The organism is Bradyrhizobium sp. USDA 4452, from assembly GCF_054063575.1.
Genome location: NZ_JBSSGK010000001.1, coordinates 7,969,963 through 7,983,854 on the forward strand (window position 1 = coordinate 7,969,963; position 13,892 = coordinate 7,983,854).

Annotated in this window: 15 protein-coding genes; 6 read left to right on the forward strand and 9 right to left on the reverse strand. The window is 64.2% G+C overall.

The genetic code is table 11. The features are described 5' to 3' along the window. Positions 1-1,272 carry a DUF892 family protein gene (locus ACVISU_RS37665; RefSeq protein ID WP_456710983.1) on the reverse strand — a complete coding sequence of 424 codons (1,272 nt, stop codon included), beginning with the start codon at positions 1,270-1,272 and terminating at the stop codon, positions 1-3. A 284-nt stretch (positions 1,273-1,556) separates the two neighbouring features. On the opposite strand from ACVISU_RS37665, the gene ACVISU_RS37670 reads away from it, so the two are divergent. Next, on the forward strand, positions 1,557-2,408 hold the full coding sequence (locus ACVISU_RS37670; RefSeq protein WP_050402861.1) for a hypothetical protein: 852 nt from the start codon (positions 1,557-1,559) through the stop codon (positions 2,406-2,408). 293 nt (positions 2,409-2,701) lie between these two features. On the opposite strand, the gene ACVISU_RS37675 is transcribed toward ACVISU_RS37670, so the two are convergent. The 4 genes from ACVISU_RS37675 to ACVISU_RS37690 all read right to left on the reverse strand — a co-directional run bounded on the left by ACVISU_RS37675 (position 2,702) and on the right by ACVISU_RS37690 (position 5,689). Then, entirely contained in the window at positions 2,702-3,304 is a 603-nt protein-coding gene (locus tag ACVISU_RS37675) for a cysteine hydrolase family protein (RefSeq protein ID WP_050402806.1), read from the reverse strand. Further along, positions 3,291-4,262, reverse strand: coding sequence for a DUF6328 family protein (locus ACVISU_RS37680; protein WP_157113654.1), 972 nt, complete (start codon positions 4,260-4,262; stop codon positions 3,291-3,293). Before ACVISU_RS37680 ends, ACVISU_RS37675 begins: the two co-directional genes overlap by 14 nt. Before the next feature lie 154 nt (positions 4,263-4,416). Continuing rightward, a complete protein-coding gene (locus tag ACVISU_RS37685) occupies positions 4,417-4,662 on the reverse strand; it encodes a hypothetical protein (RefSeq protein ID WP_456710330.1) in 246 nt (81 codons plus the stop codon). Between the two features lie 109 nt (positions 4,663-4,771). Further along, positions 4,772-5,689: a LysR family transcriptional regulator gene (locus ACVISU_RS37690; protein ID WP_050402860.1), complete on the reverse strand. Its 918-nt coding sequence runs from the start codon at positions 5,687-5,689 to the stop codon at positions 4,772-4,774. Positions 5,690-5,818: 129 nt separating this feature from the next. Here ACVISU_RS37690 and ACVISU_RS37695 point away from each other — a divergent pair, with 129 nt between their 5' ends. The 3 genes from ACVISU_RS37695 to ACVISU_RS37705 all read left to right on the forward strand — a co-directional run bounded on the left by ACVISU_RS37695 (position 5,819) and on the right by ACVISU_RS37705 (position 9,995). Next, complete coding sequence (locus ACVISU_RS37695; protein WP_456710331.1) at positions 5,819-7,174, forward strand: MFS transporter; 1,356 nt, start codon at positions 5,819-5,821, stop codon at positions 7,172-7,174. 32 nt (positions 7,175-7,206) lie between these two features. Beyond that, entirely contained in the window at positions 7,207-8,451 is a 1,245-nt protein-coding gene (locus ACVISU_RS37700; RefSeq protein ID WP_050402802.1) for a metal-dependent hydrolase family protein, read from the forward strand. Between the two features lie 347 nt (positions 8,452-8,798). After that, positions 8,799-9,995 carry an adenylate/guanylate cyclase domain-containing protein gene (locus tag ACVISU_RS37705; RefSeq protein ID WP_456710332.1) on the forward strand — a complete coding sequence of 399 codons (1,197 nt, stop codon included), beginning with the start codon at positions 8,799-8,801 and terminating at the stop codon, positions 9,993-9,995. A 20-nt stretch (positions 9,996-10,015) separates the two neighbouring features. Here ACVISU_RS37705 and ACVISU_RS37710 read toward each other — a convergent pair whose 3' ends face one another. Further along, complete coding sequence (locus ACVISU_RS37710; protein ID WP_050406685.1) at positions 10,016-11,329, reverse strand: chloride channel protein; 1,314 nt, start codon at positions 11,327-11,329, stop codon at positions 10,016-10,018. 162 nt (positions 11,330-11,491) lie between these two features. Next, complete coding sequence (locus tag ACVISU_RS37715) at positions 11,492-11,887, reverse strand: NUDIX hydrolase (RefSeq protein WP_050406684.1); 396 nt, start codon at positions 11,885-11,887, stop codon at positions 11,492-11,494. 423 nt (positions 11,888-12,310) lie between these two features. Between ACVISU_RS37715 and ACVISU_RS37720 the strand changes: the two genes are divergently transcribed. Both ACVISU_RS37720 and ACVISU_RS37725 read left to right on the forward strand, forming a co-directional pair. After that, entirely contained in the window at positions 12,311-12,607 is a 297-nt protein-coding gene (locus tag ACVISU_RS37720; RefSeq protein WP_456710333.1) for a hypothetical protein, read from the forward strand. Between the two features lie 155 nt (positions 12,608-12,762). Continuing rightward, on the forward strand, positions 12,763-12,990 hold the full coding sequence (locus ACVISU_RS37725) for a hypothetical protein (RefSeq protein WP_021081740.1): 228 nt from the start codon (positions 12,763-12,765) through the stop codon (positions 12,988-12,990). An 85-nt stretch (positions 12,991-13,075) separates the two neighbouring features. Here ACVISU_RS37725 and ACVISU_RS37730 read toward each other — a convergent pair whose 3' ends face one another. Further along, positions 13,076-13,402 carry a VOC family protein gene (locus ACVISU_RS37730; RefSeq protein ID WP_456710334.1) on the reverse strand — a complete coding sequence of 109 codons (327 nt, stop codon included), beginning with the start codon at positions 13,400-13,402 and terminating at the stop codon, positions 13,076-13,078. Continuing rightward, positions 13,338-13,838 (reverse strand): MerR family transcriptional regulator, encoded by a 501-nt coding sequence (locus ACVISU_RS37735; protein WP_456710335.1) that lies wholly within the window; start codon positions 13,836-13,838, stop codon positions 13,338-13,340. The genes ACVISU_RS37730 and ACVISU_RS37735 overlap by 65 nt, the downstream gene beginning before the upstream one ends. Positions 13,839-13,892: the final 54 nt, after the last annotated feature.

The following is a 13,892-nucleotide window of genomic DNA, read 5'->3' on the forward strand; positions in this document are numbered from 1 at the left end:
TTACTCCGCCGGCTCGACCGCCGCAGGCATTTTCGCGACCGACATCAGCGAGCGCGCCACCTGGTTCAGCAGCTGATCGGCATTCTCTTCCTCGGCCAGCGACTTGGAGAGCAGACTGACGATGGCACTGTGGCGAAGTTGCTGGGCGAGATTGCGCGCCGTGGTGTAGCCCGCCATCTCATAGTGCTCGACGCGTTGTGCGGCGCCGATCAGCGCGAGGTCGGCGGCTGCATTTTCCTTCTTGTCGCCCTCGCCAATGATCTCTTCTCCCTCCTCGATCAGACCCATCATGCCCTTGCAGGGCTTGGGCTTGGCCGATTTGCCCAGAAGCTCGAAGCACTCGTTGATGCGCTCGATCTGGGCTTCGGTCTCGGCGAGATGCTGCTCGAACAGCTCGCGCAGCTGGTCGTAGCGAGCGGCCTGCGCCATCTTGGGAAGTGCCTTCGTCAACTGCTTTTCGGCGTGGAGAATGTCACGGAGCTCGTTTATCAGGAGTTCGCCGAGGCCGGACTCATCCTCAAGCGGCGAACTCTCCGTGACGATGGCGCTGGCAGGACCGGGCTCGCCGGCCTGGATGGCCGGGGACTCCGTGAACACCCAGTCTCCGCCCTCGTTCCAGGGCCCGCGGGTGTCGATCTCGCCATGGTCGCCTGTGCCGGTCGAATCGTTGAAGTACTGGTTGACCAGACCGGGCGTCGGCGCGATACGGCCGATGCTGAACGGCGGCTTGCTCAAGCTTTCGAGCGCCAGCGAGAACGCCTTCATGTGGGTAATCTCGCGGGTCATCAGAAACTGAAGAGCGTCCTTGGTGCCGGCGTCGTCCGTGAAATTGATCAGCCGCTCATAGACGATCTTGGCGCGCGCCTCGGCGGCGATGTTGCTGCGCAGATCGACATCCAGTTCGCCTGTGATCTTTAGGTAGTCGGCAGTCCAGGCGTTGCCTTGCGAATTGAACAGGTTCACGCCGCCGCCTCCGGCGATTGCGATCAGCGGATCGGACTCGGCGGCCTGGCGGTCGAACTTCGAGGGCTTGAGATGCATGCGAGCGAGCGTGCCCACTACTTCCAGGTGGCTTAGTTCCTCGGTGCCGATGTCCATGAGGAGATCCTTGCGGTCCGGATCCTCGCAGTTCAGGCCCTGAATGGAATATTGCATGGCCGCTGCGAGTTCGCCGTTTGCGCCACCGAACTGCTCGAGGAGCATGTTGCCAAAGCGCGGGTCCGGCTCGTCGACGCGAACGGTGAACATCAGTTTCTTGACGTGGTGATACATTGAGAACCTCGACTTCCTGAGCGGGGGATCGGGTGCGAACGGCGGCACCACGTCGTTCGTTCCTAAGGGCGTATCTCGATCATGATGGTGACCGTCCGGCAGCGTAATGTTGACCAGCAAAAGAGATCGCGCCTCTACGGACCGCCGGCCTCGCTGCAATGTCTCGACGGTAGAGAGGGGCTGGCACTGTCTTGATGAGCGACCTCCGGCTCCAGAGCTGCCGACAATAGGAACCTTCGATGCTTCCTGCGTATTCCCTCCTGGAACTGCGCGGAGATGCTCCAATGACTGAGACAATTCGAGAGACCGAGATCACGGAGGCCGGCGTCCCCGGCGTTTCCTGGGCGGCCGTTGCGGCTGGCGCCGTTGCGTCCCTGGCTTTGACGCTTGTCCTGCTTTCATTTGGCGCCGGCATGGGCTTCGCCGTCGTTTCGCCGTGGGGCAACTCCGGCGTTTCGGCAAGGACGTTCGAGATCGGCACGGGATTGTTCTTCATCGTGATGGCGATGATTTCGTCGTCTCTGGGAGGTTATCTAGCCGGACGATTGCGCTCGAAGTGGTTCGGGTTGCGCGGTCCGGAAGTGCTGTTCCGTGACAGCGCCCACGGCTTTCTCGCTTGGTCCCTCGCTTCAGTCCTCGGCGCCGCTCTGCTCGCGGCGCCTGCCAGTTCGCTGATCGGAGGAACGCTCAGCGGAGCGACCCAAACAGCCGCAAGTTCCGCGCAGTCATCACCCATGGACGGCTATGTCGATAGGCTGTTGAGGTCCGATAACCCGTCTTCGCAAGCTCAGCAAAATCCATCGGACGCGCGAGCTGAGATGGTCCGCTTGTTCACGTCGAGCTTTCGCGATGGCAACGACTTGGCCGCTGGCGATCGTTCCTATGCGGCCAAATTGGTCGCGGCTCGAACGGGGCTAAGCCAGCAGGACGCTGAGAAGCGCGTCAGTGATGTCGTGACACAGGTCAAGACGGACATGGACAAGGCCAGGAAAGCTGCCATGCACACGGCAATCTGGCTGACGCTATCGCTTTTCATCGGCGCGTTCTGCGCCGCGTTTGCTGCCACCGAAGGGGGCGGGCTCCGAGACGGCACCTGGAGCAAGCATCCATTTCGCGCGGCGGTAATTAATCGCTAACCTCAGTCGAAAGGAAAATCATCATGCCGATCCTGTTGTGGCTCCTTGGTATCCCGATCCCCCTCATCATCCTCATCATGCTGCTTCATCACTAGGTAAGGTGAGACACTTAATAGGCCGCGCTGCTTGCAAGCCGCTGCGGGCTTTTGGGGCTCTCCAGGGACCCTTGGGTTATTGAGGCCACGGCCCCAATAACCCAAGATCGCACCAGGCCGCCTCGGCTTCGGCGACCGTAGAACGTCAAACGCGGGCCCGATGAGCCCGTTCCTGATGCTGAAAAGTGCCACGGGAGATCATGGTCTCCAGGTATCCAGCACCTCGCCGGCTTCCGCCAACTCGATCTGGACATCGAAGCGCTGGGCGTAGAGCTGGAGGGACGCCTCATGGGCAGCATCCGAGGAGGAGCACAAGCCGTCTTTCACGACGATGACGCGGTAGCCGAAGTCGACGGCATCGAGGACCGTCGCGAGTACGCAGACATCGGTCTCTGAGCCGGTCACGAGCAGCGTATCGACATGCTTCTCCAACAAATAGGCTCGCAGCGCTCCGGTTGCGAAGGCTGAATAAACCGGCTTATCGATGGAGTGAGCGGGCGGCGCAAAGCCCTCGAGCTCGGGCACCAGGCGCAACAGATTGAGATCCATGGTGCCGCGCGTCACCTTCGGCCATTTCTCATAATACGCGCGCCACATGCCGGCTGCATCCCGGGGCTCAACCGGCGGAATAAAGCGCGTGAAGACGGTACGCTCGGGCGCGCGGGCCACGAGCTCTCGAATGACCGGGACGACACGTGGCATCCACGGTGTGGGCCACGGTCCACCTGCGGCAAAGAGGCGCTGCATGTCGATGCAGAGATGCAAAGTGCGATCGCCGGGCGAGGCTTTAAGCCGCCCCATGACCGGCTCCCCGATGCCAAAGCGGAAACCCGTACCATGCCGTCAGGAGGCAAACGAACGCGGCCGTGCCGGTCGCAATGGCCGTGGGCGGGTCTTCGCTTACGATGTAAAGCACGACTGTGATGTCGGCGGCGATCCCGAGCGCGAGAGGAAGCGCGGCTGCAATCACGAGCGCGGAGCCGACGCGGAAGAATTGCGGGTCGTCCTCGCCGTGATAGGCGAGGCGGTGCAGCGATGCGGGCGTCATCAGGAGAAGGATCGAGAATGCCACGGCGAGAAGCCCGGCCGCATGGACGGCCTGCATCCAGCCGGGCAAGGCTTGGAAGGATCTTGTCAGCGCCGCCACCAATTGAAAGCCGAGCAGCGCCTGTCCGCCCGGGATGATGACGCGGGCTTCGGTCAGCAGCTGCTCGATCTTGGTTTTGAGCGGCGTCTCACTCTCCGGGGGCAGCGGTTTGGCTTTCCGCCGCAAAGCCATTCCCAGCCCAAAGAGCAGGCCGAGTCCGATCACGGCCAACCCCGCCCCGACGACGAGGCCGACTTCCTGCCCGACAAGGAAATCGAACACGACGAAAGCGGATGCGCCAAGGCCAAGCGTCAGGGGCAGGAGGCTCCAGCCAGTCAGGCTTGTCGCGACATGGAGCGCCCGGTGTCGGCTTCGGCCATGGCAGGCAATGCAGTGATACATGGATGGGGCAATGAGAAGACCAACGCTGCCGCAGAGCAGCACCAACGCCACGCACTGAAGCGAATGCCCCGCTGGCGACACATCGCGAAAATGCTCCTGAAACACCCCTTGAAAGGCGAAGCCGAATAGGACCTGCGCGCCCAGAATAAGGAGGCGGGATTCATCGAGGGCGGTCTTCAGCCTGGCATCGAGTTCTTTCGTCATTTCATTTTGATGAACTTTTTGTTGCGCTGGCTGGTTCCAAAGAGAAGGCTGACGAAAGGTAAGCATTGCAACCCGTTTCGATGCCTGGGGGCGCTTACGCTGCGCGTAAGAGACACTCGGCGATGCCGGACATGCGGTGCTGTGCGACGCCTTCATGCGCGCCTGTACAGGCTGCTGTCGCGAATTTGGAGGGTGCCGCGGCGCGCAGCCGCCACCACACTCACCCCCGCAAACCGCGCCGCAGCAGCTTGGCGAAATCCTGGGCCACTTGCGACGGCGCTTCGTGCGTCGGGGAGAGGATCGCGATCTGGGACTGGATCTTCGGCTTGAACGGGCGGATGGCGAGGTCCTCGTGAAGGGTTTGCTCACCATGGGTCGACGATGTCGACGCCGCGGCCCCGGCGGGGTCGACCTGTCGTGGCTCACCGGCATCGGTGTTGCGATGGCGAGCTACCTTGCGCTGCATCGGCTCTTCGGACGTCCGCTGCCGCGGAGCGTTGCGTCGCCGGCCACGGACGCCGCGTCGATCGAACCCGCACCTACATCGACCTGACGCGGCACGCCGTGCGCTCGCCTCACTCCATCCGCGCGAACATCCCCACCAGCGTCTCGCGCAGCCAGCGCTGCGCGGGGACGGTGTCGTTGCGCTGGTGCCAGAACAGGCTGACGATGCGCGGCGGCGCCGGCAGCGGCACCGGCATGGCGTGCAGATAAGGCGCCTGGCGGGATTGTGCGCTGAGGTCGCGCGGCAGCACCGCGATCAGGTCGGATTGGCGCACGATTTCGTAGGCGGCGTTGTAGTGATTGACGATGGCGACGAGGTTGCGCGACAGCCCGCGCGAGCCGAGAAACTGGTCGTAGGTCGGCAAGGTTCGGCCGGCCAGGCTCACATCGACATGCCTGGCGCCGAGGAAACTGCGCACATTCAACCGCTTCTTGCCGGCAAGTGGGTGATCACGCCGCATGAAGCAGGCATAGTCCACCGTCCATAGCGAGCGCGAGCGGATCAGTCCCTGATGCAGCGCCTCATTGACATAAACGCTCAGCACGCAATCGACCCGATTGTCCTCGAGCTGGTCGGCGATCCCGATGATGGTGTTCGGCACGGTGCGGATGCGCGCCGTCGGCGCCATCTCGGCGAAGCGGTTCAATAGCCGCGGCATCACCAGAGCGGATACGTAGTCCGACATCGACAGGCTGAACTCGGTCTGCGCACGGCGTGAATCGAAGACCTCCTCATCGAGCGCGCCGCGGATGCTCTCCAGCGCGCCGCCGATCGGATCCCACAGCGCCACGGCCCGCTGGGTCGGGCGGATTCCCGTGCCGGATCTGACGAACAGGGGATCGCTCAGCGCGTCACGCAGTCGTGCCAGCGCATTGCTGACTGCGGGCTGCGTCATCTTGAGCGTGTTCGCGGCGCGCGTGACGCTGCCCTCTGTCATCAACGCCTCGAACACTTTCAGGAGATTGAGGTCGAGCGTGCGAAACGGCATCGGCAACATTCATGCTGGTGATATACTAGATCATAATTATAAATTATTGCCATAATCGAGGTTTGTCTATCATTCCCCCGGACCGACCTCGCGGCGCGTGCCGACCGCGGGGCGGAGGGGGGCTGTTTCATGTCGATGATTTCGGCGCGCATCGAGCGCCTGCCGTTCGCGCGTTTCCATGTGCACCTGCTGCTGATGGGCGGCCTGGGCTATCTGTTCGACGCGATGGATGCCGCCGTGCTGGCGTTCATCCTGCCGGTGCTGCGCACCGCCTGGGGGCTGACCAATGTCGAGACCGGCGTGCTCGGCTCTAGCACCTTCGTAGGCTATCTGTTCGGTGCGCTGCTGGCGGGGACGCTGGGCGACCTGATCGGCCGCCGCGCGGTGATGATGTCGGCGCTGGCGCTCTACAGCGCGGCCTCGCTGGTCAGCGCGGCGGTGGACAGTTGGCCGGCGTTCTTCGCCGCGCGGGTCGTCGCCGGCATGGGCACCGGGGCGGAAAGCGCGATCATCGCGCCATACCTCGCGGAATTCGTGGCGCGGCGTTACCGCGGCGCCTTCACCGGCGCGCTCGCCGGCTTCTTCTCGTTCGGCTTCGTCGCCGCCGCCTTGCTCGGCTATTTCATCGTGCCTGCCTACGAGAACGGCTGGCGCATCGTGCTCGTCATCACCGCGGTCCCGGTCGTGATGCTGTTGTGGTGGCGGAGGTCGCTGCCGGAATCGCCGCGCTGGCTGGAGAGCCGCGGCAGGGTGAAGGAAGCCGAGGCGGTGCTCGACAAGGTCGAGGCGAGCTTCGCGCGCGAGGGCCGGGTGCTATCGCCGCCGGTCCAAGAGCCCGTTGTGCCGGCTGTATCGTCGGGAACGCTGCTGAGCAATTTTGCGGCCCTCTTGGCCGGCCGCCAGGCGCGGATCACGACCATGACCTGGATCATGTGGCTGTCGATCACGTTCAGCTATTACTCCTTCTTCGTCTGGATTCCCGGCCTCTTGGTGCAGAACGGCATGAGCATCACCAAGAGTTTCGGCTATTCGCTCGCGATGTATTGCGCGCAGGTGCCGGGCTATTTCACCGCCGCCTTCTTCAATGAGCGGATCGGGCGGCAGGCCACCATCGCAACCTACATGCTGCTCGGCGGCGTCAGCGCGCTCGGGCTCGCCTTTGCCAAGAGCGATGGAGAGATCATGGCCGCGGGCCTGTTGCTGTCGTTCTTCATGAACGGCACCTATGCCGGCGTCTATGCCTACACGGCCGAAGTGTTCCCGACGTCGATCCGCACCACCGGGGCAGGGCTCGCCTCGGCGATCGGCCGCATCGGCGCGATCGCCGCGCCTATCCTGGTCGGTTACCTCTATCCAAACTTCGGCTTCGCCGGCGTGTTCGGCGTCACCACGACTGTCTTGTTGATCGGCGCCTTGACGGTGGTGCTGATGGGCGTGCCGACGCGCGGCCGATCGCTGGAAGATATTGCAAGCGAAGCCGTGTGACTACGCGGGCGCTGCCCTCACAGGAGACGTTTATGACAAGTATCCTCTTCAAGAATGCCGCGCTGCTCGATCCGCTGCGCTCCGAGCTGCTCGAAGGCCACCACGTGCTGGTCGAGGATCGCCTGATCAAGGAGGTCTCCGACCGGCCGATCGAGGCGTCGGTCGATCGCGCCATCGACCTCAAGGGCAAGACCCTGATGCCCGGCCTGATCGACCTCCATGTGCATGCGGTCGCGGTCGAGCTCGATTTGTCGCAGCAGGCGCGGATGGCCAACGTGCTGGTCACGCTGCGCTCGACCATGCTGCTGCGGGGCATGCTGAAGCGCGGCTTCACCACCGTCCGCGATGCCGGCGGCGCCGGTTATGCGCTCAAGCAGGCCATCGACACCGGCCTGACCGACGGTCCGCGGCTGTTTGTCTCCGGCCGCGCGCTGAGCCAGACCGGCGGCCACGGCGACGGGCGCGCCCGCTCGGACTATCTGGCCGATCCGACCTGCTCCTGCTGCGTGCGCGTCGGCGCGATCGCGCGCGTCGTCGACGGCGTCGATGCGGTGCGCAAGGCGGTGCGCGAAGAGCTGCAGATGGGCGCCGACCAGATCAAGATCATGGCCTCCGGCGGCGTCGCCTCGCCGACCGATCCGATCGGCGCCTACGGCTATTCCGAGGACGAGATCCGCGCCATCGTCGCGGAGGCCAAGGCCCGGCGTACCTATGTGCTGGCCCATGCCTACACTGCGGAAGCGATCGAACGCGCGGTGCGCTGCGGCGTGCGCACCATCGAGCACGGCAATCTGGTCGATCTGCCGACCGCGCGCCTGATGGCCGAGCAGGGCGCCTATGCGGTGCCGACGCTGGTCACCTACGAGGCATTGGCCAACGAGGGCGCCAAATACGGCCTGCCTGCGGCAAGCGTCGCCAAGATCGCCGACGTCCGCGATGCCGGCCTGCGCTCGCTCGCGATTTATCGCGAGGCCGGCGTCAAGATGGGGTACGGCAGCGATCTGCTCGGACCGTCGCAGCGCTTGCAGAGCGACGAGTTCCGGATACGCGCCGAGCTACTCGGTGCGCAGGCCGTGATCCATAGTGCGACCATGGTCGGCGCCGAGGTGCTCGGCATGGAAGGCAAGCTCGGCCGCATCGCGCCGGAGGCCTTTGCTGACCTGCTGGTGGTCGAGGGCAATCCGTTGCGCGACGTGGGTTGCCTGCTCGGCCAGGGCGAGCAGATCCCGCTTGTCATGAAGGCCGGCAAGGCCGAGGTTGATCGGCTGGGCGGATAGGCTCAATTGACCTCGCCCCACGTGCGGGGGACGGCGAGCGTGCGGCTGAACGATTTCGGAATTTTGGAAATCTACCCGTGAGTTGCCCGACGTGTCAAGTGGCCTGGTCGAGCGTAGCCTGGGCGAGCGCCGGCTACTTTGCATGGGGTTGTTTTCGATATTTTGGCAACCCGTTCTCTTTACGCCTTCGCCGTCATCACATCACGCGGAGGCCCGCGGTGCCTTTCAAGGGGCTCGGGCAGGCCGACTAGACTAGCTCGATCACGATACCGCTGGCGGCGTTGACGTGGCCGGGCGAAAGCACGACATACCGGTTGCCGACCCCACCCGTCGCTCCGGAGCCAGCCATGAACGCGCCCAACATCGATCCCGTCCCACCGCAGTCCGACGGCGACGTTGTGAGCTGGCTGACCAACCAGACCCGCGATGAGCGCTTCATCGACAATATCTTTGCCGAGCTCTGCCTCCGGCTGCAGAACACGGGCATTCCGCTGAAGCGGGCGACGATGAATCTCCTGATCCAGCATCCGCAATGGCTCGGCGCCCGGATCATCTGGGCGAACGGCAAGCGCGAGGCCGAGATCACGCGGGTCGACTACGATGTCCAGCAGCGATCGGAATATATCGGCAGTCCGGTCTACGAGATCCATCAGGGTGCCGAGGAGGTGCGCGAGCAGCTCGAACGCGACCCGTCGCAGGGCCGCAAGCACGCGCTCTATGACGAGATGCGCGCGCAGGGCCTGACCGATTATGTGGCGTGGCCGCTGTTGCATACGCTCGGCAAGCGGCATGTCGTGACGTTTGCGACCGACCGGGCCGGCGGATTCGATGACGTTTACGTCGCCGAGCTGCGCAAAGTGCTGCCGGTGCTGGCGCTGGTCAGCGAGATCCGGATGAAGAACCGCCTGGCGCGGACGCTGCTCGAGACCTATGTCGGCTCGCACGCCGGCGAGATGATCCTGGCCGGCGCGACGCGGCGGGGCAGCGGGACGACGGTGCGGGCCGCGATCATGATCTGCGACCTCAGGGATTTCACCCGGATCTCGGATAGCTGGCCGCGCGATGACGTCATCGATCTGCTCAACGACTATTTCGACGCGATGTCGGAACCGATCACGCGGCATGGCGGGGAAATCCTGAAATTCATCGGCGACGGGCTGCTCGCGATCTTCCCGCTGAGCGATCCCAAGGCCTGCGCCAACCTGATGCAAGCGGTGTCGGAGGCGCGCGAGGCGATGGCGGCGCTCAGCGAGAGGAACGGCATGATGGGCCGGGCGCCGATGAATTACGGCATCGGCGTCCATGTCGGCGACGTCATGTACGGCAATATCGGATCGCGCAGCCGGCTCGACTTCACCGTGATCGGTCCGGCGGTGAACATGGCCTCGCGTCTCGAAGCCCTGACCAAGCAGCTGAAAAAGAACGTGCTGCTGTCGCGCGCGTTCGCCGATCTGGTCGAGCACGATTTCGCGCTCGAGCATGTCGGCGAGCACGCGGTACGCGGCTTCAGCGAGCCGATCGAGCTGTTTGCCTATAACGGCTGAGGCCTGATCGGCCGGAGACGTCACGCTGGCGTCGTCCGCTGCGCCGGCGAGGTCCGATCGATGAATCCCTTGGCGAGGGCGTGGTAGACGCCCTCCTTGCAGATCAGCTTCGAACTCGCATGAGCGATCAGGGCCGCGGCCATCAGCGGCACGACCATCGCGTGATTGTCGGTCATCTCGGTGACGATCACGAAGGCCGTGATCGGGGCCTGAACCACGCCCGCGAAATACGAGACCATGCCGAGCAGAATGAGGGCCGCCAGCGGCGCGCCGTGAAATAGCGGCGCGATGTTGGAGCCTATCCCGGCGCCGACCGCGAGCGAGGGCGCGAAGATGCCGCCCGGCATGCCGCTGATCGAGGCAAAGGCGGTGGCGAGGAATTTCCAGACGCCGAAGCTCGCGGGCAATTGCGAGCCGGCTTCGAGCGCGGATTTGACCTGCTGATATCCCGTGCCGTAGATCGCCCCGTCGGAAGCGATCCCGCAAATCGCCGCCGCCAATCCGCAGATCGCGGCAAAGCCGACCGGATAGCGCTTGATCGCGCGCCCCAACGGATTGGCAAATCCGCGCGCCATCGCGATCAGGATGCGGCTGAACAGACCGCCCGCCAGACCGCCGGCCACGCCGCAGAGCGGGACGGCGAGCCAGTCGGCGCCGTTGCGCAAGCCCGTCGCGCTGGTGCCGAAATAGGTGTAGTTGCCCATTAAGGCGAGCGACGTGAGGCCCGCGGCGATGACGGCGCCGATGATCAGGCTGGAGGTCCGTGTCTCGAAGGCGCGGCTCATTTCCTCGATGCCGAACACGATCCCGGCCAGCGGGGTGTTGAAGGCTGCCGCGACACCTGCCGCCGCGCCGGCAAGGATCAGGCCGGGTTGGCGCCGGGGCGAGAAGCGGCCGAGCGCAAACATGATCGACGCGCCGATCTGCACCGTCGGTCCCTCGCGCCCGACCGATGCGCCGCACAAGAGGCCGAACAGGGTCAGCAGGATCTTGCCGGCGGCAATGCGCAGCGAAACCAGGCTCTCGCGCGCGGTCTGGTCGGTCAGATGGCGTGCGGCGATGGCCTGCGGGATGCCGCTGCCCTGCGCGTTCGGGAAGAAGCGGTTGGTCAGGAATACCGACAGCGCGAAGCCTGTCGGCGTCAGCACCAGCGAGGCATAACGGAGATGCGACACCAGTGCGGAGAAGGCGAGCTGCGCCAGATCCGCGAGCTGTGCGAGCGCGACAGCCGCCGCACCGACCGCAATGCCGCCCAGCAGGAAGATGGCCCGGCGCTGCCAGCGCGCGGAAACGATTCTGAACAGCCGCCTCTGGCGGTTGGAGGGGAAGCCCATTCTGACGCAATTCCGGCTGATGTCATGTCCGGTCCGGACGGATCACATCATTCCTAGCACGCGTCGATGGTGTGCGAAGCTCAACAAATCAGCAAGGCAGGCCCGCCCAACCGCCATCAAAGATGAAATCCGCGATTTTCCGCGCAGCAGATATTCCGCGGTCTATCTCCGGCGCCGCTGCTTCCTCGGAAACAGCCGATCGCGGATGTAGCGCGAGGTCGGCGTCAGGCGAAGTCCGCGGGGCTTATGCCAGGCGGCGCGGTCGATCTCCTTCTTGTCGCCGATCGCCAGCCGTCCCTTGGCGTTCTTGGCGATGAAGATCGCATCGCTCATCTTGCGGCCGGAGCGCTTGTTCTTGGCCGTCACTTCCTTCCAGAGGCTGAGCCTGCCGAGCTTGAGCTTCGGCAGCTCTTCCTTGATCTCACGCTTCAGGCAATCCTTGCCGGTCTCGCGCGCACGCCTGCGCCCGCCGGGGAACATCCACAGCCCGTCAGATCGACGTCGGACCAGAAGGACCTTGCCGCGCTTGGCGGCGACCAGTTTGGAAGACTTCGTCATGTACAGCGCAATGATCGAAACAGAATCGACCCCATTCTAATTTGTCTATTTGAGTAGACAAGTTCCAAGAGTGAATTGTTCCACAGTCATGTGTCGCCCGTTTGTCTGCCGCGGAAGGCTTGAGCACAGAGGAAATCCTGTCGATACGCATCCGCGGAAGGCAGGCCGCAGAAGAGGCGGCGGCTGTGACGGTCTGCCGCGGCTTCGCTGCGGACGACCTGCGAGCGTTCGCTGTGATCCCGGCCGGCGTTCGTCCGCGGCTCTTTGCTTCATCGGACATCCTCACGTTGAGTTCGCCAGAATGGTGATCCTCCCGGTTCCCACAACAGGCGATCATCAAAATCCGCGACAGGCCGGCTCCGCCGCTTGACTGTATGTTCTTGTTTTGTTCTAATTGCCCTCCATCGTGAATAGGAGGCCGCCATGGACAACCGCATCAACGAAATTCGCAGGCAGATCAAGGCGCTGCGCGTCAGCATGCTCGAGGCTGAGGCGATCATGCGACAGCAGATCAACCGGGATGAGGATTGCGCCTTCGTTGCCGGGGATCTGCTGAAGATGCGTCTGGTGATGAGCCGTCTGGTCGAAGAGCGGAGCGTGCTGGGTGACCGCGAGCCGATCATCGTGCATGCGAGCGTTGCGCCGCGCCGCCGCGCCGCGACACCGATCTTTCTTCGCGCGGTGAAGCGAGAGCCGGTCGCCGGCGAAGCGCGTGCCTGATGATGCAGCCAGGATGCAGCGGCTGCGCGCCGAGTTGCGCGCGCTCGACACATCCGTGAACCGGCTGAGGCAGGCCGGACGCGACAGTGCATCGGCGCAGCTTCTGCTGTCGCGCAAGCGCGCCGAGCTCGAGGACGTGATCTGCCGGAGGAAAGATGAGAGAGCCGCTTCGGTATTTCCACGACAGCGATGATCATGCGCCCTGGATCAAGGCGCTGGCCGAGGTCCGGCATATGGCGACGCGGGAAGGCTGGTGCTTTCACCACGTGCAGGCGATCATCGTGGCGATCGACCAGTATGCGGAGGCCGCGCTCGGCAACCGCGAGTTCTTCCTCAACCGCCCGCAGACCGTTGGCCCGCTGCGGCGAGGCGAAGTGCCGTAGCGAGCGGCATCGCTTGCGGCATTTCGCGAGCTGGCGCTGCCGTCATCGCGGCCGTGTGGTTGACCTGCTCAAAGGCAGCACGTCCTCACGGCAACACGTCGGCGGGATGCTTGTCGCGATGCTCGACATATTCGACGCGGGTCTGGTCCGGATGCAGCACCAGCATGTTGCGGCCGGTCGAGACCTGTTTGGGGGCCTCAAGTACCGTAGCGCCGATGCCGGGGAGATGCGCGGCGAATGCGTCGATATCGTCGACCAGAAACGTCAGATGCGTCGCCGTGAACGGCTTCAGGCTCTGTTCCGTCCCTGCAATGAACAGGATCGTGGCGACCTGCGCCAGCCTGAGATCATATTCGGGATAGTCGAAGCGAAGTCGCGCCTTTTGGCCGATCAGGGCTTCGTGGAAGGCCACGGCCTCGTCCAGGCCCTCGAGCGGCAGGTAACGTCTCGCCAGGATATTGAGTATCTTCATCGCCAGGTCCTGATGTTCTGATGTTGCCGCGACCGCCATCCGGCCCGGCCAGACGGCGCGACAAGGCGCGCCGCCGCTTGCGCAGCGCCGCGATCGCCCGATCGATCTGGTCGAGCTTCTCCTGCATTACTGCGGAGCAGTTCACGCGCGCGCCGCGCCGGCCGTCCTCAAGCGCGGTCAGGAGGTTGCGAAGCTCGCGGGTCGAGAAGCCCGCGGCGATGAGGTCTCTCACCCACGCAGCCCGCTCGATCTCCAACGCGGCGTAGCTTCGATAGCCGTTCGAATTCCGGCGCGGCACGATCAGGCCAGCCGCCTCATAGTGCCGAAGCGTCCGTGCACTCACGCCAAGATGGTGTGCCGCCTCCTGAATCCGCATCGCGATCTCCTGTCGAGGGTCGGCCTAGCACCTTCTCGTTAGCGTCAATGTCAA